Source organism: Marinactinospora rubrisoli, assembly GCF_042664915.1.
GTDB classification, from domain to species: Bacteria; Actinomycetota; Actinomycetes; order Streptosporangiales; family Streptosporangiaceae; genus Marinitenerispora; species Marinitenerispora rubrisoli.
In genome coordinates, this window is the sequence record NZ_JBHTBH010000010.1 from 81,279 (window position 1) to 106,197 (window position 24,919).

At 72.0% G+C, this 24,919-nt stretch carries 19 protein-coding genes; 7 read left to right on the forward strand and 12 right to left on the reverse strand.

Annotated elements, in window-relative coordinates; genetic code table 11:
- The first annotated feature begins 40 nt into the window (after positions 1-40).
- Positions 41-2,458, forward strand: a complete 2,418-nt coding sequence (locus ACFQRF_RS20305; protein ID WP_379872722.1) for an AAA family ATPase — start codon at positions 41-43, stop codon at positions 2,456-2,458.
- A gap of 155 nt (positions 2,459-2,613) precedes the next feature.
- Positions 2,614-3,342 carry a nucleotidyltransferase family protein gene (locus tag ACFQRF_RS20310; protein ID WP_379872723.1) on the forward strand — a complete coding sequence of 243 codons (729 nt, stop codon included), beginning with the start codon at positions 2,614-2,616 and terminating at the stop codon, positions 3,340-3,342.
- 172 nt (positions 3,343-3,514) lie between these two features.
- On the opposite strand, the gene ACFQRF_RS20315 is transcribed toward ACFQRF_RS20310, so the two are convergent.
- The 4 genes from ACFQRF_RS20315 to ACFQRF_RS20330 all read right to left on the reverse strand — a co-directional run bounded on the left by ACFQRF_RS20315 (position 3,515) and on the right by ACFQRF_RS20330 (position 6,837).
- Positions 3,515-5,098 carry a hypothetical protein gene (locus ACFQRF_RS20315; RefSeq protein WP_379872851.1) on the reverse strand — a complete coding sequence of 528 codons (1,584 nt, stop codon included), beginning with the start codon at positions 5,096-5,098 and terminating at the stop codon, positions 3,515-3,517.
- A gap of 205 nt (positions 5,099-5,303) precedes the next feature.
- Positions 5,304-5,567, reverse strand: a complete 264-nt coding sequence (locus tag ACFQRF_RS20320; protein WP_379872724.1) for a hypothetical protein — start codon at positions 5,565-5,567, stop codon at positions 5,304-5,306.
- 225 nt (positions 5,568-5,792) lie between these two features.
- Complete coding sequence (locus ACFQRF_RS20325; RefSeq protein ID WP_379872725.1) at positions 5,793-6,422, reverse strand: SRPBCC family protein; 630 nt, start codon at positions 6,420-6,422, stop codon at positions 5,793-5,795.
- Positions 6,423-6,426: 4 nt separating this feature from the next.
- On the reverse strand, positions 6,427-6,837 hold the full coding sequence (locus ACFQRF_RS20330; RefSeq protein ID WP_379872726.1) for an ArsR/SmtB family transcription factor: 411 nt from the start codon (positions 6,835-6,837) through the stop codon (positions 6,427-6,429).
- A 96-nt stretch (positions 6,838-6,933) separates the two neighbouring features.
- Here ACFQRF_RS20330 and ACFQRF_RS20335 point away from each other — a divergent pair, with 96 nt between their 5' ends.
- The 3 genes from ACFQRF_RS20335 to ACFQRF_RS20345 all read left to right on the forward strand — a co-directional run bounded on the left by ACFQRF_RS20335 (position 6,934) and on the right by ACFQRF_RS20345 (position 12,049).
- Positions 6,934-7,527, forward strand: a complete 594-nt coding sequence (locus ACFQRF_RS20335) for an HhH-GPD-type base excision DNA repair protein (protein WP_379872727.1) — start codon at positions 6,934-6,936, stop codon at positions 7,525-7,527.
- Positions 7,528-7,995: 468 nt separating this feature from the next.
- On the forward strand, positions 7,996-10,092 hold the full coding sequence (locus ACFQRF_RS20340; RefSeq protein ID WP_379872728.1) for a SpoIIE family protein phosphatase: 2,097 nt from the start codon (positions 7,996-7,998) through the stop codon (positions 10,090-10,092).
- Positions 10,093-10,468: 376 nt separating this feature from the next.
- A complete protein-coding gene (locus ACFQRF_RS20345) occupies positions 10,469-12,049 on the forward strand; it encodes an RNA polymerase sigma factor (RefSeq protein ID WP_379872852.1) in 1,581 nt (526 codons plus the stop codon).
- Positions 12,050-12,287: 238 nt separating this feature from the next.
- On the opposite strand, the gene yaaA is transcribed toward ACFQRF_RS20345, so the two are convergent.
- The 4 genes from yaaA to ACFQRF_RS20365 form a co-directional block, all read right to left on the reverse strand.
- Positions 12,288-13,088: a peroxide stress protein YaaA gene (gene yaaA, locus ACFQRF_RS20350; RefSeq protein WP_379872729.1), complete on the reverse strand. Its 801-nt coding sequence runs from the start codon at positions 13,086-13,088 to the stop codon at positions 12,288-12,290.
- Positions 13,089-13,303: 215 nt separating this feature from the next.
- Positions 13,304-13,522, reverse strand: a complete 219-nt coding sequence (locus tag ACFQRF_RS20355) for a PIN domain-containing protein (protein ID WP_379872730.1) — start codon at positions 13,520-13,522, stop codon at positions 13,304-13,306.
- The gene (locus tag ACFQRF_RS20360) at positions 13,519-13,734 is read right to left on the reverse strand and encodes a type II toxin-antitoxin system VapB family antitoxin (protein WP_379872731.1); all 216 of its coding nucleotides are present in this window, start codon (positions 13,732-13,734) and stop codon (positions 13,519-13,521) included. The genes ACFQRF_RS20355 and ACFQRF_RS20360 overlap by 4 nt, the downstream gene beginning before the upstream one ends.
- Positions 13,735-13,901: 167 nt before the next feature.
- A complete protein-coding gene (locus ACFQRF_RS20365) occupies positions 13,902-14,132 on the reverse strand; it encodes a DUF7455 domain-containing protein (protein WP_379872732.1) in 231 nt (76 codons plus the stop codon).
- Positions 14,133-14,491: 359 nt separating this feature from the next.
- On the opposite strand from ACFQRF_RS20365, the gene ACFQRF_RS20370 reads away from it, so the two are divergent.
- The gene (locus ACFQRF_RS20370) at positions 14,492-16,597 is read left to right on the forward strand and encodes a DNA gyrase/topoisomerase IV subunit B (protein ID WP_379872733.1); all 2,106 of its coding nucleotides are present in this window, start codon (positions 14,492-14,494) and stop codon (positions 16,595-16,597) included.
- Positions 16,598-16,636: 39 nt separating this feature from the next.
- Here ACFQRF_RS20370 and cds1 read toward each other — a convergent pair whose 3' ends face one another.
- From cds1 to ACFQRF_RS20390, 4 genes are all read right to left on the reverse strand, one after another.
- On the reverse strand, positions 16,637-17,776 hold the full coding sequence (gene cds1 / locus ACFQRF_RS20375; RefSeq protein WP_379872734.1) for an L-cysteine desulfhydrase Cds1: 1,140 nt from the start codon (positions 17,774-17,776) through the stop codon (positions 16,637-16,639).
- A gap of 417 nt (positions 17,777-18,193) precedes the next feature.
- Positions 18,194-18,520, reverse strand: coding sequence for a tetratricopeptide repeat protein (locus ACFQRF_RS20380; RefSeq protein ID WP_379872735.1), 327 nt, complete (start codon positions 18,518-18,520; stop codon positions 18,194-18,196).
- A 219-nt stretch (positions 18,521-18,739) separates the two neighbouring features.
- Positions 18,740-19,246, reverse strand: a complete 507-nt coding sequence (locus ACFQRF_RS20385) for a beta-class carbonic anhydrase (RefSeq protein ID WP_379872736.1) — start codon at positions 19,244-19,246, stop codon at positions 18,740-18,742.
- Between the two features lie 138 nt (positions 19,247-19,384).
- Complete coding sequence (locus ACFQRF_RS20390) at positions 19,385-21,883, reverse strand: DNA gyrase/topoisomerase IV subunit A (RefSeq protein WP_379872737.1); 2,499 nt, start codon at positions 21,881-21,883, stop codon at positions 19,385-19,387.
- A gap of 560 nt (positions 21,884-22,443) precedes the next feature.
- Here ACFQRF_RS20390 and mbhE point away from each other — a divergent pair.
- Complete coding sequence (gene mbhE / locus ACFQRF_RS20395) at positions 22,444-24,918, forward strand: hydrogen gas-evolving membrane-bound hydrogenase subunit E (RefSeq protein WP_379872738.1); 2,475 nt, start codon at positions 22,444-22,446, stop codon at positions 24,916-24,918.
- The last annotated feature ends 1 nt before the right edge of the window (position 24,919 follow it).

Consider the following 24,919-nt stretch of genomic DNA (forward strand, 5'->3'; position numbering starts at 1 on the left):
TCCGCGGGTCGCGGGGTGAACAGGGGCGAAGGGGGCAGCGATGCCGCGTGAGGACCGACCCCGGGCCACGGGTCAGCCGGTGGCGGTGTCGCCGGTCCGGCGGCTGCGGTCCCTCTACGACCGGTACCCGCCGCGTTCCCGGCTGTTCGCCGGACTGGTGGCGGTCACGGTCGCCGCCGTGGCCGCGTTCATCGCCGGTCTGCCCGTGCTGCTCGCCGTCACCGTCACCGTGCTGGTGCTCGCGCTGTTCGCGGCGCTGATGCGCTCCGCCGAGGCGGTGGCCACCGCGCTGGTGTGCGTCGGCTGGCTCGTGGTCGCCTACCCGCTGTTCCAGATCCCGCTGGCCGGCGAGCCCGTCGTGCTGGTGCTGCCGCTCCTCCCACCGCTCGTCACGCTGGCCGCCGGGCGGATCCGGGGCTTCCCGGTCTGGCACACCACACTGCTGGCGCTCCTGGTCGGGCTGATCACCGGCATGGCCGTGGCGCTGGCCAGCATGCTCACCGACGCGGTGCCGCCCGCCCTCGGCATCGCCTGCACGGTCGCGGGCGCGGGCGCCGCGCTGCTGTGGCGGGCCGTCGCCGCGCGCCGGCTGCGCCGTGAACTTCGCGGGGTCGGTGCCGACGTGGCCGGACCGCACGCCGGGGGGCCGCCGGCCGCCCGACGGCGGGAACGCCAGGCCGCGGGCGCGGCCGGAGACCGGCGGCACGACGTCCGCGATGGCGAGCCGGTGCCGCCGATCCCGGTGGACGAGGCACTGGCCGAGCTGGAGGGCATGATCGGCCTGGACCCGGTCAAGCAGCAGGTCCGCGCCATCGCGGCGTCCATCGAGGCGGCGCGGCTGCGCGCCGACGCCGGTTACGCGGTGGACAAGCCGCTGCGCCACCTGGTGTTCTCCGGACCGCCCGGCACCGGCAAGACGAGCGTGGCGCGGACGCTCGCCACCATCTTCCATTCATTCGGCCTGCTGCCCTCCCCGCACGTGGTGGAGGCCCAGCGCGCGGACCTGGTCGGGGAGTACCTCGGCGCCACCGCCATCAAGACGAACGAACTCGTGGACCGGGCGCTGGGCGGCGTGCTCTTCATCGACGAGGCGTACTCGCTGGTCAACGATGGAGACGGCCAGCCGGACAGGTTCGGCAACGAGGCCGTGCAGACCCTGCTCAAGCGGGCCGAGGACGACCGCGACCGGCTGGTCATCATCCTGGCCGGCTACGAGGCCGAGATGGACCGGTTCCTCGCCTCCAACCCCGGCCTGGCCTCGCGCTTCGCCACCCGGATCACGTTCCCGAGCTACCGGCCGGATGAGCTGCAGCGCATCGCCGAGCACCTGTTCGGCCAGCGCGGCGACCTGCTGGACGCCGAGGCGCCACCGGTGCTGCGGGCCCGCTTCGAGGAGGCGGCGCGGCGCAACGTGGTGGACGAGCTGGGCAACGGCCGCTTCGTGCGCTCGCTGGTGGAGAAGGCGGCCGAGGCCCGCGATGTCCGGGTCGTGACCACGGGAGAGGCCGGACACCAGCCGGCCGCCGAGGACCTGGTCACCGTGCGGGCCGGCGACATCGCCACCGCCTATCACCAGCTCACCGAACGGCTGCCGGGCTTCGCCAAGACGCCCGACCTGGCCGAGGCGCTCGCCGAGCTTGACGGCATGATCGGCCTGGAGCCGGTCAAACGGCAGGTGCGCTCGATCGCCGCGCAGCTCCAGGTGTCCCGCCTCCGGGAGGGGCAGGGACTGCGCACCCAGCACCCGATGCGGCACTTCGTGTTCGTCGGCCCGCCCGGCACCGGCAAGACCACGGTCGCGCGGATCCTCGGCCGGGTGTTCGCCGCACTCGGCCTGCTCACGAGGGCCGAGGTGCAGGAGGCGTCCCGGGTCGATCTGGTGGGGGAGCACCTCGGCGCCACCGCGGTCAAGACGAACAAGCTGATCGACCGGGCGCTCGGCGGTGTGCTGTTCGTCGACGAGGCGTACTCGCTCGCCAACCCGGGCTACAGCGGGGGCGACGCGTTCGGCGCGGAGGCCATTCAGACCCTGCTGAAGCGCGCCGAGGACGACCGGTCCCGTCTGGTCGTCGTGCTCGCGGGCTACCCGGCCGAAATGGACCGGTTCCTGGCCAGCAACGCGGGACTGTCCTCGCGGTTCAACGTCCGCGTGGCCTTCCCCAGTTACTCTGCGGACGAGCTCACCCGGATCGCCGAGACCGTGGCCGCCCAGACCGGCGACACCTTCGACGAGGACGCCCGCGCCGACCTGGAGCAGATCTTCGGGTACGTGTGCGCCGCGGGCTGGATCGACGAGCTCGGCAACGGGCGGTTCGCGCGCTCGCTGTTCGAGAAGGCGTGCTCCTACCGCGACCTGCGGGTCGCGGAGGACCTCGGCGAGGCCGCCACCGCCGACGACCTCACCCGCGTCACGAGCGCGGATCTGCGGCAGGCGTACGCGGAGATCACCCAGGCGTGAGGGCGGGCGCCGCGGGACGCCCCTGGCGGGGAGCGCGGTGGGGTTCGGAGCGGCCGGGCCGGCCGTACCCCCTACGGGACAAGTCCGGGTGAATGGCCGGAAAACGCCGCCTGGTGCGCCGTTCCCTGGAACTCCGCCCTGCTAGGGTCCGCTGCATGAGTGGTTCCACCGCCCCCATCACCCAGGCGGTCATCCTGGCCGGCGGCCAGGCGACCCGCCTGCGTCCCTACACCGACACCCGCCCCAAGGCGATGGTCGAGGTCGCGGACCGGCCCATCATCGACTACCAGCTGGAGTGGCTGGCGCGGCACGGGGTCGAGCACGTCGTGGTGTCGTGCGGCTACAAGGCCGAGGTGCTGCGCGACCACCTGGCAGGCCGGACGGACGGACCGGAGATCACCCTTCTGGTCGAGGACGAGCCGCTCGGGCGCGGCGGAGCACTGCGGTTCGCCGCCTCGGGCCTGCGGGCCGCCGACCGGCCGTACTTCGCCCTCAACGGCGACGTGCTCACCTGGTTCCCCCTGGACGAGTTCACCGCCTACCACCGGGAGAAGGGCGGCCTGGTCACGCTGGCCCTGGCGCAGTACCGCACCACGTGGGGGATCGTCGACGTCACCGACGACGGGCTCATCGAGGGCTTCACGCAGAGCCCGCTGCTCCCGTTCTGGATCAACGCGGGGGTGTACCTCTTCGAGCCGGGCGTGACCCCGCTGCTGCCCGAGAAGGGCGACCACGAGTCGAGCACCTTCCCACGGCTCGCGCGGGAGGGACGGCTCTTCGGCTACCGCATCGACGGATTCTGGCGCGGCGTCGACACGGTGAAGGACGTCAAGGAGGCCGGCGAGCAGGTCTCCGCCCTGTTCGGCGGCGCCCCGGTCGCCTGAGCCGTCCGGTCCCGCCGAGCGCCCGGCCGGCGTCCGGACCTCGTCCGGCTCCTTCTCGTCATCCCGCGCGGGGCGGTGCGGACCCGGCCGCCCGGACCCGCCGCCCGCGCGGCCCGGGACACGGGCCGTTGCGCGCGGCACGGACGGCCGCCTCCGCCCGGGTCTCCGTCGGCTACACGTCGTCCAGCCGGTTCACCAGGTCGGTCTCGTCCTCGGCCTCGTCCAGGATGTCCAGGAGCGTCTCCAGGACCGCGGTCCGGGTGTGCCCCCGGTCCAGCAGGCGCTGCGCGGCCTCCCACAGGTTGGCCGGGTCGCCCTTCCACAGGCGTTCGGCCAGGCGCTCATGGGCGGCCAGCGCCTCCGCGGCCTCGGGGGCGTCGATCGCGCTGGCCGCGGACGGCCGGTCGTCGGCCGCGGAGTGCTTGCCGCGGTGGTCGTCGGGGATGTCGTAGTCCTCGAAGTGGTCGAGGCGCAGCAGCGCGCGCCGGCCCTCCGGGGTCGTGGGGTCGAAGCGGCCGCCGTCGTCGGCGAGCAGGTCGCTGGTGAGCAGCGGGAACGCGAACATGCGGCGGGGGAGCGCCGACAGGTCGCCGTCGGGAAGGAGCCGGCGGACGACCTCGCGGCGCAGACCGAAGGAGGTCGCCGGGTCGCGGTAGGCCGTGCCGAACGAGGTCGTCGACTCCCACACCGCGTCCAGCGTGGCGCGCACCGCCTCCTCCGGAAGGGCGTCGCGCGGTCCGGCCCACCGGATCCACGCGGCCAGCACGTGCGGCATCGCCTCCTGCTCGGCCGGCAGCAGCACCACCCGGCGCGGCAGCCAGCTCAGCAGGAACGTCTCCACCTTGCGCGGGCTGACCCGCAGCGGCCGGCCCGCGTCGATGTCGCAGCCGTAGTCGATGATGTGGTCGACGCAGCGGCTCGCGGCGTAGCTGTCGGAGAGCTCGGCCGCGGCGTCGGAGGCCAGGAACCGCGCGGCCAGCACGGCGCGGCGGTCCCGGCTCCACGCCGGTGCGGCGCTCTCGCTTCTCCCGGGAGGGGGCAGCGCGCGGACCCGGGCCCGCAGCAGCGCGTCGTAGGCGGCCAGTGAGCCGGCGGGCGCGTCCGCCCGGTCCGCCGGCTCCGCGCGGGACGTGCCGTCGCCGGTGGGCAGCGCGCGCTCGGTGCGCTCCAGCGCCGCCGACAGCAGCGCCCGCGCCCGTCCCGGGGACACCTCGGTCAGCGTGGCCATGGGGTCGTCGGCGGCCTTGCGGCGGCAGTGCTCCAGCAGCCGGGTCACCTTGCTGGTGACCCAGGCGTCCCGGACCATCCCGCCCGCGTTGTGGTCGACGACCGCGATCAGCGCGTGGCCGGCCGCGTCGTCGGGTCCCGGATCCGTCGCATAGCGGAAGGTGCAGATGACGTCGTCGGTGTCGCCGAATCGGGTGCCGGAGACGTAGCACTCGACCGGCCGCACCTCGCCGAGTTTCGTCGCCCACCCCGGATGCGCGACATCACGCCGCATGAGCCGGAGCAGCCCTGACTTGGCGAGCACGCGCTGCCGGCGGGATGGGCCGAGTGCGGCGACCCCGGCGAGCAGCGCCAGCGCGGCCGGGCTCGCGTCCGCCGTCGCGTAGCGGACCAGGCCCTCGCCGAGCAGCCGCCCGACGTCGATGCCCGGTACCCGCCGCCCCCACCACGCGCCGAGCAACTCGCTGACGACGAGTTCGGCGTCGAGTGGATGCCGCATGGCCAGCATGGCCCGGGCGGCTCGCAGCATCTCGGCGAAGACGTCGTCCGGCGGCGGCGTGGCGCCGGGTTTTCGGGTAAGCGGCGGAACGGACACCTGATGAGCCTATGGCACTCTTCCGCGCGCTCAACGCCGCTTCGGCGGGTGTTTCGGCGCCGGCGCGCGGCGGTGGTGCGGCGGATCGGCCGTCGCCCGGCCGGACGGTGGGCAAAGGCCGGTCACGGAGCCGGACGACTCAGCCGGTACGGCCGCCGCCGGCGGCCGGGCGGGGCGCCGGGGCCCGCCCGCAGGCGGCGGTGGGCCGGGAGTTCACCGCGGCGTGCAGCCGCTCCCGGGCGACCCGCTCGACCAGCCCCGGCGTGACGTCGTACCCGAGGTGCGCCGCGCATCGCCAGGTGTCGGCGACGCAGCGCCGCACGTGCGGGTGCGGCAGCGCGGCGAACTCCAGGTGCAGCCGGTCGGCGAGCTGTTCCAGATCTCCTTGGCGGGTGTGGACCATCGGCTCTCAGTGCCTCTCGATGGCGGCGGGCGTGACAGGACGCGGGTTCCCGTGCGGCACGGCGGGCCGGTGGCGGTCGCCGGTGCGGAACCGGCGGCGCGACACCGCGGCCACCCTCCATCCCATAACGCGGCGGAGCCCCGTCAATCCCCGAGCGCACCGCTCTTGCCCGGGCTTTGGCGGGCCGTTGACCCGGGCCGGGGGCGGCCATGCGGTCGCCGCGGGTCAGTCGCCCGATGGGGCCGCGGTGTAGAAGGCGGCCGTGCGCCGCGCCCGCGCGCGGGCGTCGGCGGGATCGGTGCCGCCCGCGATGTCCGCCTCGCCCCACCGCTCGCTGCTGAGCGCCATGAAGCGCACCCCCTCCTCGGTGGCCGCCCAGTCCTCTTCACGTGGGACCTCCAGCCCGCGCAGGTGGACGCCCAGGGCCCTGAGGCCGATGTCCCAGCCCACCCCGGCCGCTCCGGGGCCGTACTCGGTCCAGTGCTCGTTATCGGGAGCGATGTGGGTGAGTTCGAGCCGGGTCCGCTCGCCGGACACCGGGGTCAGCCGGACCTCGATCCGGCTCACGTCGCCGCCGAACTCCCAGGTGGCCTCGAAACCGTTCGGCGGATCGCAGCGCTCGATCGTGCCGCTCGCGTTGCCTTCGAGGTGGTAGCGGCCGCCGAGGCGCAGGTCGCCGGAGACGGGCAGGAACCAGCGCCGGAGCCGGCCGGGGTCGGTACAGGCCGTCCAGACGTCGTCGATATCGGCGTCGTAGGTCCGGGCGATGGCCACGGTGCGGCCGGGACCCGTCTCCAGGGCCCGGGTGCCGACCTGCCGGTGGGCGGCGGCGATCTGCTCGGTCTCATCGGTCATGTCGTCATTCCTCTCGGTGGTGCGCGTTCCCGGGGCCCTCGCCCGGCCGGCCGGTCTCCGCCCCGGATCCGGCGGCGCGGCGCTCCCGCCGTCCCCTCGCCAGCTCGGTGGCCAGGGCGTCCAGCCGCTGCGACCAGAACCGCCGGAACGGCTCCAGCCACTCGTCGACCTCGCGCAGCGGCGCGGAGTCCACGGCGTACAGGCGGCGGGTGCCGTCAGCGCGAACGGAGGCGAAGCCGTGCTCGCGCAGAACCCGCAGGTGCTGCGACACCGCGGGCTGGGAGATCCCGAACTCCCGCCGGATGACCGAGGCGATGGAGCCGGAGGTCTGCTCGCCTTCGGCGAGCAGTTCCAGGATCCGGCGCCGCGCCGGATCCGCGAGAACGTCGAATGCGTGCACGTTCCACTTGTACATTTGCCACTTATATAAGTCAAGTCGAATAAAGCGAGGTAGGACGGTCGGCCCGGGTCGCGGCCGGGTCCGGCGCGAACGGCGTGGGACCATGGCGTCATGACACCGACGTTGCACTTGACCGGTGACGCGGACGCCGACTCGCTGCTCAGCGAGGATCCGCTCGCCCTGCTCGCCGGCATGCTGCTGGACCAGCAGGTCCCGATGGAACGGGCGTTCGCGGGTCCGGCCGAGATCGCCCGCCGGCTGGGCCGCGACCGCCTCGACGCGCGGCAGATCGCGGAGTACGACCCCGACGGGTTCGCCGAACTGCTCTCCCGCACGCCGGCCGTGCACCGCTATCCCTCGGCCATGGCCGGGCGGCTGCAGGAACTGTGCCGGCACCTCGTCGCCCACTACGGCGGCGACGCCGCCGCGCTGTGGCGCGACGCCCCCACGGGGCGGGAGCTGCTGCGCCGTCTCCAGGCGCTGCCCGGGTACGGCAGGCAGAAGAGCCAGATCTTCGTGGCGTTGCTCGGCAAGCAGCTCGATGTCCGCCCCGAGGGCTGGCGGGCGGCGGCGGGCGACTACGGCGAGGAGGGCAGCCTGCGCTCGGTGGCCGACGTCCGCGACCCGGAGTCGCTGGCCGGTGTGCGGGCGTTCAAGCAGCGCCAGAAGGCGGCGGCGAAGGCGGCCCGGGCGGCCCGCGGCTGACCCGGCGGCTCCGCCCGGCCGGAGAATCGGGCGTCGTGCAACCCGTCCGGCCGGTGCCCGAATCCCAGGTGCGCGCCGGTCGAAGCGGCCCGCAGAGAGATAGCGGCCGACCGAAACCGGCTCTCCCAGCCCCGATCCCAGGCGCGGGACGTATCATTTACTGTCTGCTATGACCGCTGACTTTCCGCTGCGGAGCGGCCGGCGCGAGCCCGGCACGATCCCGACGGCGTGGCCTATGCTGGGCCACGGCGATCGCCGGGACGGCCGCTGCCCAGGACGGGTCTCGACACCGACCGCGTCGCACGGGAGTCTGAGTCAAGGGGAGTGAGTACCGCGGTCGCAGGTGCGGCCCCTCACAGCTGCGGGGCGCGGCCTGCTCCCGGGATGAGAAGCGATGTTCGTTATGCTGCTGGCGCTCGCGTGAGCGGGCCCCCGCGCACGGGGGAAAGGACCCCGGAGGTGTCAACGGTGAGCACCGAGACGTCCGTTCCGTTCCCGCGCGTGTCCGGACTCGGTCCCGCGGATTCGGCGTTGTTGGAGACCCTTCTCAAGGAAGCCCCCATCGGCTTCGCCTTCTTCGACACCGAGGCCCGCTTCCAGCGGGTCAACCGGACGCTGTCCACCATCTACGGCCGCGGCGAGGCCGACTGCGAGGGGCACACGCCGAGCGACGTCCTCGCGCCCGCCGAGGCGGCCGCCCACGAGGCCGCCATCGCCGCCGTCCTGTCCGGCGAGGCGGTCGTGACCGGCGACCACCAGTTCGTGGCCGCCTGCCAGAGCGACTCCACCACGCATCCGCGCTGGGCGATGTCGTGGTTTCCCACCCACGGCGTCGACGGGGCCGTCAACGGGGTCGCGCACATCGCGGTTGATCTCAGCGACAGACACAAGGTGGAGGTGGCGTTGCGGCGCAGCGAGGAACGCTACCGGTCACTGCTGCGGGCCAGTAACCAGATCATCTGGGCGGCGGGGCCCGACGGCCACATCAACGAGGACTGCGCCGAGTGGCGCTCGGTCACCGGCCAGAGCCGTGAGGAGTACCTCGGCCGTGGCTGGCTGGACGCCGTCCACCCCGACGACCGCGAACGCGTGGAGCGTGCCTGGGACGACGCGGTGGCCGACAGCACGGTCTTCGACGCCACCTTCCGGGTGCGGACCCGGTCCGGCGACTTCCGGCACTACCAGTCGCGCGCGGTCCCCATCATGCGCGACGGTGAGCTGGTCGAGTGGGTCGGCGCCAACACCGACGTCACCACCCAGCGCGAGGCCGACGAGATGCGGCACCGCCTCACCCAGCAGCTGGGCGAGGCCGCGCTGCGCACCGTCCGGCTGCAGAAGGCCACCTCCGACCTCGCCGAGGCGCTGACGGTCAACGAGGTCGTCCGGGCCATGGCCGAGATCGGTCAGTCGGCGGTCGGCGTGGACCGCACGGCCGTGGCGCTCCTGGACCGCGAGCGGCTGCGCCTGCGGGTGCTCAACCCCGAGGGCGTCCCCGACATCGCCGGGGTGCGGACCCGTGAGTCGGGCCTGGACTATCCCAACGCCATGACCATGGCGGTGCGCGAGCGCAAGCCGTTCATCGCCGGCAGCCCACTGGAGATGCGGGCGCTGCTGGACGACCACCCCGACGTCGTCACGTTCCTGGAGCACACCGACGAACGCGCCTGGGTGGCGCTGCCGCTGCTCAGCGCCGGCCTGCCCATCGGCGCGCTGCGGTTCGCCTTCAACCGGCCGCGCGACATCTCCGAGGAGGAGAAGGTCTTCCTGGAGGCGCTCGCGGGTCAGTGCGCGCTCGCCCTGGAGCGGGCCACCCTGTTCGAGCGCGAGCACCGCACCGCCGAGTCGCTGCAGAAGAGCCTGCTGCCCGAAGCCCTTCCCGACGTGCGCGGCATCCGCATGCGGGCCTTCTACCGCTCGGGCACCCAGCACGTCCAGGTGGGCGGCGACTGGTACGACGCCTTCCCGCTGCCGGACGGCCGGGTCGCCGGTGTGCTCGGCGACGTCATGGGCAAGGGCATCAAGGCCGCCACCGGCATGAGCCGGGTGCGCAACGCGCTGCGCGCCCTCGCCTTCAGCATGCCCGAACCCGCCGACGTGCTGACCGGCCTGGACCGCATGTTCGAGGCCACCGAGCGCGAAGAGCAGATCACCACCCTGGCCTACTTCGTCCTGGAGCCCGAAACCGGGCACGGCTATCTGGGCAACGCCGGTCACCTTCCGCCCCTGCTGGTGGCCCCCGACGCCGCCCCGCGGCTGGTGGAGACCGAGCCCGCGACCCCGCTCGGCATGACCTCACCGAGAGAACACCACAAGTTTTTCGTCCCGCCCGGTAACACCGTGGTGCTCTACTCCGATGGACTAGTTGAGAACCGTAAGCGGGCGGTCGCGTCGGGCCTCGAAGAACTCGTCAGTGTCGCGTCCCAGGCGCCAGCGGAGGTGGTGGGCGATCCACAGAAAATGCTGGAGTACCTTGTTGAGGGCATGCTCGCAGGGTATGAGCAGGACGACGACGTAACACTGCTCGCCGTCCACGTACCGGCGACTGAGGCCGAGCCGGACAACTAGACCGTACGAAGAACTCTCCCGTCTTGCCTATCGTGGAAGACGAGGACCCGACGGTGGGGTTGGAACCGTGTAGCCGCGGTGAGAATCCTACTGGGCGGACGTGCCAGAATGCTAGGGAGGGCGCGTGCGCTCAACGAAAAACAGTGCGCCCCGCCTACGCGGGGACGATCTCGGGCTTGAGTGGGGAATGCGTGACACTCCTCGTTCCGCCCCTTCCGACCGTCGAGTCCAGCAATCTCGCCACACGTCCGTTCGAGAGGTGTTTGTGTCACCTGCCAGTTCGACCCGCTCAAAGCAGCCGGAGTCGCTGCACGAGCCCGTCATCCAGCAGCTGATCGAGCGTGGGCGGTCCCAGGGGTACCTTGAGCCCGAGGACGTGCGCCGTGCCTTCGAAGAGGCCGACATCCCGATGTCGCAGGCCCAGGCCGTGCTCCGCAGCCTGACCAAGGAGGGCGTGACCCTCGTGGTCGGTGCGGCGGAGTCCGCGCCCGCGCGGCGGAAGTCGACGCGCCGCAAGGCGGCCGCCCCGAAGAAGACCGCCACGACCCGGGTGAAGCGGGCGGCGGCGGCACAGGAGCAGCCCGACACGGTCACCGCGGTGGTCGACGCCGGAGGCGCCACCAGGACCGCCGCTCCCAAGAAGCGCGCCGCGGCAGCGGACGAGAGCGGTGAGGGCGCCAAGCGCACCGCCAAGGCCGGGGCCAAGAACGCACCCGCCAAACGCGCCGCGGTGAAGAAGGCGGCGGCCAAGCCGGCCGAGAAGGCCAAGGACGAAGAGGTCAACCTCGACGCCGAGGACGTCGAGGAGGACATCGACCTGGAGGCCACCGACGACGACTTCGAGGACACCGGCGCCGAGCTGGAACTCGTCGAGGACACCGACGACGGTCCCGAGGTGGTCGAGGGCCCGGTCACGGGATCCGGCCTCAAGCCGGAGAAGGCCGGCATCCCCGAGAAGGCCGCGGCCAACACCTCCGAGGACGAGGCGTTCGTCCTCTACGACGATGACGACGACGCTCCCGCCGCCCAGGTGGTCGCCGCGGGCGCGACGGCCGACCCGGTCAAGGACTACCTCAAGCAGATCGGCAAGGTCCCGCTGCTCAACGCCGAGCAGGAGGTGGAGCTCGCCAAGCGCATCGAGGCCGGTCTGTTCGCCGAGGAGAAGCTCGCCGAGGAGGCCGGTTCGCTCTCCGTGGAGTTCCGCGAGGAGCTCGAATGGATCGCCGAGGACGGCAGCCGTGCCAAGAAGCACCTGCTGGAGGCGAACCTGCGGCTCGTGGTGTCGCTGGCCAAGCGCTACACCGGCCGCGGCATGCTCTTCCTCGACCTCATCCAGGAGGGCAACCTCGGCCTGATCCGCGCGGTCGAGAAGTTCGACTACACCAAGGGCTACAAGTTCTCCACCTACGCCACCTGGTGGATCCGTCAGGCCATCACCCGGGCGATGGCCGACCAGGCGCGCACCATCCGCATCCCGGTGCACATGGTCGAGGTCATCAACAAGCTCGCCCGCGTGCAGCGGCAGATGCTGCAGGATCTCGGCCGGGAGCCCACCCCGGAGGAGCTGGCCAAGGAACTCGACATGACCCCCGAGAAGGTCGTCGAGGTCCAGAAGTACGGCCGCGAGCCGATCTCGCTGCACACCCCGCTCGGCGAGGACGGCGACAGCGAGTTCGGTGACCTCATCGAGGACTCCGAGGCGATCCAGCCGGGCGAAGCCGTGAGCTTCACGCTGCTTCAGGAGCAACTGCACTCGGTCCTGGACACGCTCTCGGAGCGCGAGGCCGGCGTGGTGTCCATGCGGTTCGGCCTGACCGACGGCCAGCCCAAGACGCTGGACGAGATCGGCAAGGTCTACGGAGTCACCCGGGAGCGCATACGCCAGATAGAAAGCAAGACGATGTCCAAACTGCGGCATCCGTCACGCTCCCAGGTGCTCCGCGACTACCTGGACTGACCGGACCAACCGGCCACGGCACGGTCTGGTGGCCGGGTGATGCGGTACGGTGACGGGCCGGTCTCTCCGACAAGGGACCGGCCCGTCCGTGTGCGGCACCCGGGGGTGCGGGCCACGGGTGTGGCGATGCCCGCGGGGGTTCCGCATCTCCGGGAGTCGCGATGAATCCCCTTCATCCGACAGCAATGATGATGCCGCCGGGCATGTATGGCGGAGATAAAACGCCGAGACCTGTTCGTTACGCGGCGGCCACGACGTCCAGCACGTGCGGCCGGCCGGTCCGGGCCGGCGCGGTCAGCTCCACGTGGTGCCCCAGCTCCGTGAGGATGCCGGCGAGTTCCCGCGGAGTCGCCGGCGCGGCACCGGCGGCCAGCAGCGCGTGGGCGATCTCCCCGCGGGTGGCCTTGGCCATGTGACTCACCACGGAGCGGGTGCGCGTCCCGTCCGCATGCCGCGTCTCCCGCAGCACCCGGACGGTCACGGTACGCGCCGCCGTCGCCGCGTCCGGACGGAACGCCGCGGCGTAGGCGGCCGACCGGCAGTCCACGACGAGCCGCCCCTCGGCCCGTTTGGCGATCGCCTGCGACGCCTCCGCCCGCCAGAAGGCGCCCAGCGCGCCCAGCGGCGGCAGTTTCACACCCATGGACAGCCGGTACGGCGGCAGCGGGTCCGTCACCCGGACGGCGCCCCACAGACCGGAGAAGACCAGCACCGAGTCGCGCACCGCGTCGGCCGTCCGCCCCGCCAGCAGCTCCGGCAGCCGCAGCGCGTGGTAGAGCACCCCGGTGTACAGGTCAGCGGCCCGCATGGTCGGCGCGGTGCGCACCACCCGGTTCCGTTCGACGGCTTCCCCCTGCGTCGCCGACAGCCCGAGCACAGCGCGAGCCTCGGGAACCGGCCGCGCGACGACGTCGGCCAGCGCCGCGAGCACCCGCTCCCGTGCGGGATTGAGCTCGGCCAGGCTGAGCGCCCCGAGATCGAGCGGAGGGCCGTCTCCGGAACCGGACTTTCCCTCAGATGGCGGGAGCAGGATGAGCATGCGGTCCTTTCAGGGACTGGGCGGCGGCGGCAGCCACCTGGTGGGTTGCCCGGTAACCCCGGCGACGGTTTCGAAGTCCCGGTCCTGGTGGAGCAACACCAGTCCGTCGATTTGAGCGGTCACCGCGACTAGCAAGGTCGACCGGGCCAGCGCTACGGTGCTCGCCGCGGGCGGTCAGCAACCGCTGGACCTCCCATGCTCGCTCAAAATGACGGTCATCGATCGGGGCGGCAGGAAGCATGAGGTTGAGTTGCCCGACCAAGAGCTCGCTGGTCCGCTATGGAGCGCGCGCTGTGCAGAACTTCGAGTTCCGTGATCGGACTGACTGCGACGGTTCCCAGCTTGATGAGCTCCTCCCAACCTGAGTGATCGCCCGGCTTGAGCAAGATCCGGTGGAGAGCGCTCGTGTCGATGAGGTACTCGGCCGGGCTCACCGTCGGTACTTTCGTTTGTCCTGGAGGTAGTCCAGATCCATGCCTCCTCTCGCAGCCAACTCCTGCATCTCTACGAGCGCTTTAGCTCGTTCGAGGCGAAGCACGGCCTCACGGAGGGCGGTGTTCACCGTGTCCTTCTCAGTGGAGGTCCCTAGGGCCTCCGACGCTTTGGCCAGCGCCTCTTCATCGACGTCGATCAGGATCTTCGCCATTCGCTCGCCCCTTCTGGCGGCGCCGCTGGCTGTACGGATGTACGCGTTCCCTGCTCTCTATATACACGCACCCTGGGAGTCCGGCTGGAGAACTCGTGGAACAGACGTCGGCGGGGGCCTCCCACTTCGGAGGCCACCGCCGCAAGTCTTTGAGTTCGGGACCGCGTCTAGCGTTCCTCGGTCGAGCTCGACGCCGGCGTCGAGTGCAGCCGGTTGGTCTCGTCCTGGATCTCCGAGGCGATCTTGCGGAGCGAGTCGTCGTGCTTACGCATGTGGTGCGCGCAGAACAGCAGTTCGCCACCGGAGTTGAGAACCACTCGGACGTACGCCTGGGCACCGCAACGGTCGCAACGGTCTGCAGCCGTCAGCGGCTGGGTGGGGGCAAGAGTTCCAGTCACTTCGCCTTCCTCAGTACTCGGCGTCAGTCACTCAGAACAACATCTAACCTGACGGAGACCTTCCCAACCAGCTCCGCTGTACGCCGACAGCGGAATCGGCCGGGTTTGTGACCTACTTCATCGCCGCGGCGAGTTGTCCGGGTGGAGTCATACCCGGCGACACGCTCCGCTACGCGGATCCCGCTGAGTGCCGCTACCCTGCAATTCGAACTACTGTGCCTATAGCACACGGGATCCGGGCGCGCCGGGCCGACCTCGACCGATGGCGGGCGCGCTCGCGTCCCGCCCAGCCCCGTCCGTCCGCGCCGGCTCCCCGTCACGCCGGCGCGCCGCAGCCCTCGATTCGCAGGAGAGTCCACGTGACCGCCCTCACCGCAGCCGTCCACGATCCCGAGGATTATTCCGCACGGCACCTTTCGGTTCTGGAAGGACTTGAGGCGGTCCGCAAGCGGCCCGGTATGTACATCGGGTCCACCGACAGCCGCGGACTCACCCACTGCATGTGGGAGATCATCGACAACGCGGTGGACGAGGCCCTGGGCGGGTTCTGCACCCGGATCGACGTCGTCCTGCACGCCGACGGGTCGGTCGAGGTGCGCGACAACGGGCGCGGCATCCCGGTCGACGTCGAACCCAAGTCGGGCCTCTCCGGTGTCGAGCTGGTCATGACCAAGCTGCATGCCGGCGGCAAGTTCGGCAGCGGGTCCTATACCGCCTCCGGCGGGCTGCACGGGGTCGGCGCCTCGGTCGTCAACGCGCTCTCGGCGCGGCTCGACGTCGAAGTGGACCGTGAGGGGCACACCCACGAGATGAGCTTCCGCCGCGGTATCCCCGGCGTCTTCGACACCCCGGGACCCGACGCCGCGTTCACCCCCCGCTCTGGGCTCTCCCAGATCCGGCGGGTGGCGAAGAAGGTCACGGGTACGCGGGTGCGGTTCTGGGCCGACCGCCAGATCTTCCTCAAGGACGCCGACATCACCCGCGAGGCGCTTCTCGACCGCGCCCGCCAGACCGCGTTCCTCATTCCCGGCCTGACCATCGCCGTCCGCGACGAGCGGACCGAGGGCGAGCCGGCGTATGAGGAGGAGTTCCGGTTCGACGGCGGCATCAGCGAGTTCTGCGGCTACCTCGCCGCCGACAACCCGCTCAGCGACGTGCTGCGGATCCAGGGCACCGGCCAGTTCACCGAGACGGTTCCGGTGCTCGACGAGAACGGCCACATGACCCCGACCGACGTCGAGCGGCAGCTGGAGGTCGACGTCGCGCTGCGCTGGGGGAGCGGATACGACAGTACGGTCCGTTCGTTCGTCAACGTGATCGCCACCCCCAAGGGCGGCACCCACATCGCCGGCTTCGAACGCGCACTCGTGCGCGTGGTGAACGACCAGCTCCGCAGCACCAAGCTGCTGCGGGCCAGCGAGGACCCCGTCATCAAGGAGGACGTGCTGGAGGGCCTCACGGCGGTGGTCACCGTGCGGCTGCCCGAGCCGCAGTTCGAGGGCCAGACCAAGGAGATCCTCGGCACCTCCGCGGCCAGCCGGATCGTCTCCCAGGTGGTCGGCAAGGAGCTTCGGCACTTCCTCACCTCCACGAAGCGGGCCGAGAAGCAGCAGGCGCGCACCGTGCTGGAGAAGATCGTCAACGCGGCGCGGGCCCGGCTCGCCGCCCGCCAGCAGCGTGAGAACCAGCGGCGCAAGAACGCGCTGGAGAACTCCGCGCTGCCGGCCAAGCTGGTCGACTGCCGCAGCGAGGGCATGGACCGCAGCGAGCTGTTCATCGTCGAGGGCGACTCCGCGCTGGGCACCGCCAAGCTGGCGCGCGATTCGGAGTTCCAGGCGCTGCTGCCCATCCGCGGCAAGATCCTCAACGTGCAGAAGTCGTCGGTGGCCGACATGCTGAAGAACGCCGAGTGCGCGGCCATCCTGCAGGTCATCGGCGCCGGCTCCGGGCGCACCTTCGACCTGGAGGCCGCGCGCTACGGCCGGGTGATCCTCATGGCCGACGCCGATGTCGACGGCGCGCACATCCGCTGCCTGCTGCTGACGCTCTTCTACCGCTACATGCGCCCGATGCTGGAGGCCGGCCGGGTCTACGCTGCGGTGCCGCCGCTGCACCGCATCGAGCTGACCAACGTCCGCAAGAAGCGCGGCGCCCGCCCCGAGGACCGCTACATCTACACCTACTCCGACTCCGAACTGCACCGGAAGCTGACGGAACTGGAGCGCAAGGGGCTGAGCTGGAAGGAACCGGTGCAGCGGTACAAGGGGCTGGGCGAGATGGACGCCGACCAGCTCGCCGAGACCACCATGGACCCCCGTCACCGCATGCTGCGCCGGATCCGGGTCGAGCACGCCGAGGAGGCGGCCGCGGTGTTCGACCTGCTCATGGGGAACGAGGTCGCGCCGCGTCGCGAGTTCATCGCCAAGGGCGCGCGGGAACTCGACATGTCCCGCATCGACGCCTGAGCACGGTCCCGGTGCCCGGGGCGGGCGGCCGCGACGCGGTCACCCGCCCCGCACCGGCGGCGGTGCCCACTTCCCGGTGGCGAGGAAGTGCTCCAGCGCGGCCGTGTACGGCGCGAGGTCCATGCCCTGCGCGGCCACCCACGCGTCGTCGTAGTAGCTGTGCCGGTACCGCTCGCCGCCGTCGCAGATCAGCGTGACCACGCTGCCGCGCCGGCCGTCGCGCAGCATCCGGGCGATCAGCTGCCAGACGCCCCACAGGTTCGTGCCGGTGGAGCCGCCGGCGCACAACCCGGTGACCTCGTTGAGGTGCCGCATGGCGGCGACGCTGGCCGCATCGGGCACCGGGATCATCAGGTCGATGACGCCCGGCAGGAAGCTCGGCTCCATCCGGGGCCGCCCGATGCCCTCGATCCGGGACGGCATTCCGGTGCTGTAGTCGGCCGCTCCGGTGGCCCAGCCGGGGAAGAACGCGGAGTTCTCCGGGTCGACCACGGCCAGCCGGGTGGGGTGCCGGCGGTAGCGCAGGTAGCGCCCGATGGTGGCCGAGGTGCCGCCGGTCCCGGCGCCCATGACGATCCACTCCGGCACCGGGAAGCGCTCCTGCGCGAGCTGGCTGAAGATCGACTCGGCGATGTTGTTGTTGCCCCGCCAGTCCGTGGCGCGCTCCGCGTAGGTGAACTGGTCCATGTAGTGGCCGCCGGTCTCGGCGGCCAGCCGCTCGGCCTCGCCGTACATCTCGGCGGGGATGTCGACGAAATGGCACCGGCCGCCGTACCGCTCGATGAGCGCGATCTTCTCCGGGCTGGTCCGGCGCGGCACCACCGTGACGAAGTCCAGGCCGAGCAGCTGCGCGAAGTACGCCTCGGACACGGCGGTCGACCCTGAGCTGGCCTCCACGATGGTGGTGCCCTCGGTGACCCAGCCGTTGGCCAGCGCGTAGAGGAACAGCGACCTGGCGAGCCGGTGCTTGAGGCTGCCCGTGGGGTGCACCGACTCGTCCTTGAGGTAGAGGTCGATGCCCCAGTCGGCGGGGAGCGGGAACACGTGCAGGTGGGTGTCCGCCGAGCGGTTGGCGTCGGCGATGACGCGGCGGACCGCCTCGTCCACCCACGCGCGCGTCCGCGAGCAGGACCGGTCGAGCCAGTCGCGTTCGGGTGGCTCCTGTGCTGGCACTGCCATGGTCGACAAGATTACCCGGCCCGGTGCCGTCCGGGCCCGGGCTTACCGAGAAGTGCGCTGAGCGGGCGATTCCCCGTGCCGTGCGTGCCGCCCCGGCGTGCCGCCCAGGTGCCGGACACGTGGCCGCATGGCCGGAGGCGCGCCGGATCCGAACGCGCGCGGCCGTCCCGGACGGCGGCCGGGGTGCGGCCACCACGCAGCACGGCATCTCGGGGGCCCGGCCGGGCGCGGGGGAAGGTGAGGGAGCGGCGCGCTGCCCGTACGGCCAGGTGCCGGCGGGAACCATCGGCAGGCGCCCCGGTCTTCCGGCGGGGGAGCGGTGCAGCGGGCCGCTCGGACACGCGGCGGGCCGCCGACCCGAGATTCGGGGCGGCGGCCCGGGTGCCGTGCCGGCCGGACGGGGAGCCGGACGGTGGGTCAGTCGAGGGACCCGCCCGACATGACCGCGTGCATCCGGCGGTGCGGCGCGGCCTCCTGCTCGCGGTTCTGGCGTTCCAGCGACCGCGCCAGCGCGATGTGCGCCCACGCGTCGCAGGGGTCGAGCTCGATCAGCCGGCGGAAGGTCCGCTCCGCCTTGCCGAGCTGGGCGGAATGGAAGTAGGCGCGTCCGAGGAGCTCCAGGATCGAGCGGCTGTTGGGTTCGGTCTCGGCCAGCGGGGCGAGGATGCGGGCGGCGCCGATGGGGTCGCCCAGCTCGAAGTGCTGCTGGCCGCGGGCAAAGATCTCGTAGGTCGTCTCCGCCATGCGCGCTCCCTTCTTCGCGAAGGTCAACAGCCGGACGGCGCGCCGCATTCCCGTCTCCGTTTGGGCCCGCCCCGGGCGGCGCCGGGTTTCCCGGAGTTTCGGTCCCCGCAAGAACGGCGGGGAGCACGCCGCCCCGTACCGCCCCGCGCTCCTCATCCTCCGCGCCCCGTTACCCGCCCTCCGGGCACCGCGTCCCGGCCGTGCGGCACGCCCCGCGGATCACTCGTCGACCGGCGTCACCCGGCCGGTGTCCACGTCGTAGATCGCTCCACCGACCGCAAGGTCGGCCGGCAGCAGCGGGTGGTGCCGGATCCGCTCCAGGTCGTGCAGCAGAGTGGCCCGCTGGTCCTGCACCGTGTGGAACTCCAGGCTGCGGGTGTCCACGCCGTAGGTGTCGGCGATGGCACGGTGCACCTCGTCGTCGCTGGCGACCGAGGCCATCTTGCACCGGGTGTGCGGCAGCACCAGGACCCGCTGCACGCCGAGCAGGTAGACCGCCAGCACCAGGGTGCGCAGCGTGTCGTCGGTGACGCGGGCACCGGCGTTACGCAGGATCTTGGCGTCGCCCGGCCGCAGGCCGAGCATGTCCAGCGGCTCGATCCGCGAGTCCATGCACGTCACCAGAGCGAGCCCGCGCGCGGCGACGGCGGCCAGACCGCCCAGCCGGAACCGCTGTGCGTACTCCTCGTTCGCGGCGAACACGTCGTCGAATGCGCCATGCGCCATGGCCCCCACCACTCCTTTCATGTCATGTCGGATCGGACAGCGGGTGACATCGTAGGCGGCCGTGCGGATCGCCGGCCGCCCGGCCCCGCCCGGCCCGCCGCCCCGCGTCGCGCAGGCGGCGAGAGCCGGGCGGCCGGGTCACCCGCCGAAGGCGACGGGAGCGCCGCTCCCGGTCTCCGCGGTGCTCGTCTGGCCGGTGCCCACCGCCGTGATGGCCCGCGGCAGCGCCTCGCCCGAGCCGTCGCGGCGGCCGTCCGGGTCGGGCAGCCGCACGGGACCCCCGTCGGCGCGGGAGGCGCGGGCGGGCGCGCGGCCGACCCAGGCGAACAGCAGCACGTCCTCGCCCTTGAGGAACCGGTGACAGCGCACCCCGCCGGTCGCCCGGCCCTTGGCCGGATAGACCTCGAATGGGGTGAGCTTGGCCGCGCCGGTCTGCGTCTCGGGCAGCGCGGCGGAGCTGCCGGCCACGGTCAGGACCAGCGAGTCCTCAGGCGCGGTCACCGCACCGAACCACAGCGCCGAGGCGCCCTCGGACAGCCGGATGCCGGCGACCCCCCCGGCCGAGCGGCCCTGTGGCCGGACGCCGCCGGCCGGGAACCGGAGCAGCTGGGCGTCGGAGGTGACGAAGACGAGGTCCTCCTCGCCGGTGACGAGCTGGGTGGCGCCGACGAGGCGGTCGCCCTCGCGCAGGGCGATGATCTCGAACTCGTCCTTGTTCTGCGGGTAGTCCCCGCCCACCCGCTTGACGACGCCCTGCCGGGTGCCGACGACCAGCCCCGCTCCGTCACCGGTGGGCGAGGCCAGGGAGATGACCCGCTCGCCGTCGGCGAGCTCGACGAACTCCGACACGGGCAGCCCGGCCTGCAGCGGCGGCCCGTCCGGACTCTCGTCGGGGAGTTCGGGCAGCTCCAGCACCGGCAGCCGGATCAGCCGGCCGAGGTCGGTCACCAGCCCCACCTCGCCGCGCACGGTCGCCGGGACCGTGGCCGCGGTGGCGTCGTGCCGGGTGCGCGGGCCGTCGTACATACGGGGAGGACGCGCACCGGTGCTGCGGCCGAGCATCCCGGTGGAGCTGAGCAGCACGTGGCACGGGTCGTCGCCGACCTCCAGGGGCACCGACGCGGTCCGAGTGACGCCCGAGCTCTCCATGAGGACGGTGCGGCGCGGGGTCGCGTACTCCTTGGCGATCTCCGCCAGCTCGCGGGAGACGACCTTGCGGAGCTTGCTGTCGGACTCCAGGATCGCGGTCAGTTCGGCGATCTCCGCCGTGAGCTGGTCGCGCTCGGACTCCAGCTCCAGCCGGTCGTACTTGGTGAGGCGGCGCAGCGGCGTGTCGAGGATGTAGCGCGCCTGCGTGTCCGACAGTTCGAACGTGGTCATCAGCCGCTGGCGCGCCTGCGCGGTGTCCTCGGAGTCGCGGATGAGGGCGATGACCTCGTCGATGTTGAGCAGTGCCACGAGCAGGCCGGCCACCAGGTGCAGCCGCTCCTGACGCTTGGCGCGCCGGAACTCGCAGCGGCGCCGCACCACGTCCAGGCGGTGGGCGACGTACACCGAGAGCAGCTCGCGCAGCCCGAGGGTCTGCGGCTGGCCGTCGACCAGCGCGACGTTGTTGATGCCGAAGGACTCCTCCATCGGCGTGAGCCGGTACAGCTCCTCCAGCACGGCCTCGGGGTTGAAGCCGTTCTTGAGCTCGATCACCAACCGCAGGCCCTGGTTGCGGTCGGTGAGGTCCTTCAGATCGGCGATGCCCTGGAGCTTCTTCGCCTGCACGAGCTCCTTGATGCGGCTGACGACCTTCTCGGGGCCGACGTTGTAGGGCAGCTCCGTGACGACCAGCCCGGTGCGGCGCGGGGTCACCTTGTCGATGGTGACGGTGGCCCGGGTGCGGAAGGTCCCGCGCCCCTTGACGTAGGCGTCACGGATTCCGTCGAGGCCGACGATCGTGCCGCCGGTCGGCAGGTCCGGGCCCGGGACGAACTCCATGAGGTCGTCCAGGGTGGCGTCGGGGTGCGCGATGAGGTGCCGCGCGGCGGCGATGACCTCGCCGAGGTTGTGCGGGGCCATGTTGGTGGCCATGCCGACCGCGATGCCCGAGGTGCCGTTGACCAGCAGGTTCGGGAACGCCGCCGGCAGGACCTCCGGTTCGGTCTCCTGGCCGTCGTAGTTGGGCCGGAAGTCCACGACGTTCTCGTCGATGGAGGCGACCATGAGCTGGGCGGCGGCGTTCAGCCGGGCCTCGGTGTACCGCATGGCGGCCGGGGCGTCGTCGCCACCGAGGGAGCCGAAGTTGCCGTGTCCGTCCACCAGGGGGACGCGCATGGCGAAGGGCTGGCTGAGCCGCACCAGGGCGTCGTAGATGGGGCTGTCGCCGTGGGGGTGCAGCTTACCCATGACCTCGCCGACCACGCGGGCGCACTTGACGTGCGCGCGGTCGGGCCGCAGGCCCATCTCGCTCATCTGGTAGAGGATGCGGCGCTGGACGGGCTTCAAGCCGTCACGCGCGTCCGGCAGCGCACGCTGATAGATCACCGAGTAGGCGTACTCCAGGAAGCTGCCGCGCATTTCCTCGGAGACGTCGATGTCGATGATGTTCTCAGTGAGTTCCTCGGGTGGTTGGGACGTTGTACGGGCCATGCCCGTCATTCTGGCCTGAGCACGGTGCCACCGCGAACCAGCGCGGGCCCGACGCGCCGTCGCGCGGGGCCGTCCCGGAGGGGACCGCGGCTGGTGCGCGCGGCCCGGGCCGGCCCGCCGCCGGGGCTCCGTCCGGTGGCCGGGAGTGAGGCGTCTCATGTGGTCGGCGGGGCCGCCCGGTCCCGCCGGGTGTCCACGCTCCGTGACCGGTGGGCGGGTGGTTCCGGGTGCGTCATGACCGACGGTAAGTGGGACCTGGTGTCCCGCCTTTGGCGTTTGGTGAGATCAAACACGGTGAAACCAGGAATTAATAGTGGCGATTCGTGCCAGCCCCGGCACGGATTCCCCGTCGACCAGTGGAAATACGCAGCGTAACCAGAGGTGCGGGTCGGATATGGGGCGGCAAATGGTACACCTCGTCGCCCCATCGTCAAGGTGAGATCGAGGACGCCCGCTAACCTTTGGGGTGTTCCGTCCAACCGATCAGGCTTCACCCCGCCCATGCCCACTCCGGTGGTGAGAAAGGTGCGCCCCCGGTCCGACCGCCGATAACGTCGCTTATGCTGCTGCCCTTCATCGTCGCGATCCACGCCATCGTCGCGGTCCTCGTGCCGCCGCTGATCCGAGCCACGGGCTCCCGCGCGTTCCTCGTGGCGAGCCTGCCGCTGGCACTGGCCGCGGTCTGGGCGCTGGTCCAGGCCCCCTCCGTACTCGCCGGGCGCCCGGTCACGGCCTCCGTGTCCTGGGTGCCGGCCCTCGACATCACCCTCGACTTCCGGCTGGACGCGCTCGCGCTCGCCATGGTGCTGCTCGTCAGCGGGGTCGGGTCGGTCATCTTCTGCTACAGCGCCGCCTACTTCCGGTCCGACGAGCGCGCCCTGGGACGGCTGGCCGCCGTCCTGGTGATCTTCGCCGGCTCCATGCTCGGCGTCGTCACCACCGACAACCTGTTCGCGCTCTACGTCTTCTGGGAACTGACCTCCGTCTCCTCGTTCCTGCTCGTCGGCCACGACGACCGCAAGGAGAACGCCCGCCGGGCGGCCACCCAGGCCCTCGTCACCACGGCCGGATTCGGCCTGCTCATGCTGATCGGGTTCGTCATCCTCGGCCAGATCGGCGGCAGTTACCGGATCTCCGAACTCGTGGCCCATCCGCCGACCGACAGCCCGTGGCTGCCGCTCGCCCTGGTGCTCATCCTCGCCGGCGCGTTCGCCAAATCCGCCCAGGTGCCGCTGCACCACTGGCTGCCCGGAGCCATGGTGGCGCCCACACCGGTGAGCGGCTACCTGCACGCCGCGGCCATGGTCAAAGGCGGCGTCTACCTGGTCGCGCGGCTCGCGCCCGGGTTCGCCGACGTCGACCCATGGCGGGCGCTGGTGCTCGGCTTCGGGCTGGCCACCATGGTGGTCGGCGGCTGGCGCGCCCTCCGTCAGGACGATCTCAAGCTGCTGCTCGCCTACGGCACCGTCAGCCAGCTCGGCTTCCTGACGCTGCTCGCCGGTGCCGGCACCCCGACGGCGGCCACCGCCCTGATCGGAGTGCTGCTGGCGCACGGGCTCTTCAAGTCCACGCTCTTCCTCACCGTCGGCGTGATCGACCACCAGACCGGCACCCGGCTCATCAGCCAGCTCAGCGGGCTCGGGCGGCGCATGCCGGTGCTCGCCGTGGCCGCCGCCACGGCGGCCGCGTCCATGGCCGGCCTGCCGCCGCTGCTCGGTTTCGTCGGCAAGGAGGCGGCGTTCGAGGCGTTCCTTCCGGGCCACGACCCGGCGCTCGGGCCGGTCACCTCGGCCGCGGTGCTCGCCGGCCTGGTGGCGGCCTCGGCGCTCACCTTCGCCTACAGCGCACGCTTCATCTGGGGCGCCTTCGCCGACAAGTACACGGTGTCCGAGCGCCGGTTCCGCCCGCCGAGCCGGGCCTTCGTCGCCGCGCCGGTACTGCTGTCCGCTGCCGGGCTCGTCCTGGGCGTGCTCCCCGCCCTGGTCGACCCCGTCGCGCAGGCCTACGCCGCGCCGTTCCTGGCCGGCGGGCACGGCGGCGAGGGCTACCACCTGGCGCTATGGCATGGCTTCAGCGTGCCGCTCGCGCTGTCCGCGCTGGTGGCCGTCGCCGGGTCGCTGCTGTTCTGGCGGCGCCGGTGGGTGGCCAGGGTGCAGAACGCCATGCCGCGCTGGCCGGACGCCGAGCTCGGCTACCACCTGTTCGTGCACTCCGTGTACTCCACGGCGCTCAGCGTCACCCGGCGCACCCAGAGCGGTTCGCTGCCGGTCTACCTCGGCATCATCCTGGCGACGCTGCTCGCCCTGCCTGGTGTGCGGCTCGTCGTGGCGCTGGCCGAGGGCGAGGTCGCGGTGCCCGCGGGCGGCCCCACGTTCCGCTGGTGGGACAACCCGCTGGAGATCGTGGTGGCCCTCATCATCGTGGTGACCGCGATCGCCACGGTGCGCGAGCACCGGCGCTTCCCGGCGCTCATCCTCATCAGCGCCCTCGGCTTCGGGATCGCGGGGCTGTTCGTGCTGCACGGCGCCCCCGACCTCGCGCTCACGCTGGTGCTCGTCGAGACCCTCACCACCATCATCCTCGTCTTCGTGCTGCGGCGGCTGCCCGCCACCTTCAACGTGCGCCCCAACGGCTGGGGCAAGCGGGGCACCCTCGCGCTGTGCGTGGCGGCGGGGAGCTTCGTCGCGACGTCGCTGTGGCTGATGACCGCGGCGCGCACCTCCGCCCCCATCTCCCGCCAGTTCGCCGAGCACGCCGAGGAGGCGGGCGGGCACAACCTGGTCAACGTGATCCTCGCCGACTTCCGCGCGCTGGACACCTTCGGCGAGATCGTCGTCCTGGCGACGTCGGCCGTCGCGGTCGCCTCGCTGGTGCTGCTCAACCGCCGCGACCGCGCCGCCGACACCGGCATGGCCGATGAACTCACCGCCGGACGGCCCGGCCCGGCGCGCGAGCCGGCCGGCGCCTCCACCGCCGGTCCCCGCGCCGAAGCGGGCGGTGCGCACGATCCGTCCCGTCCCGAGGAAGGAGGATGAC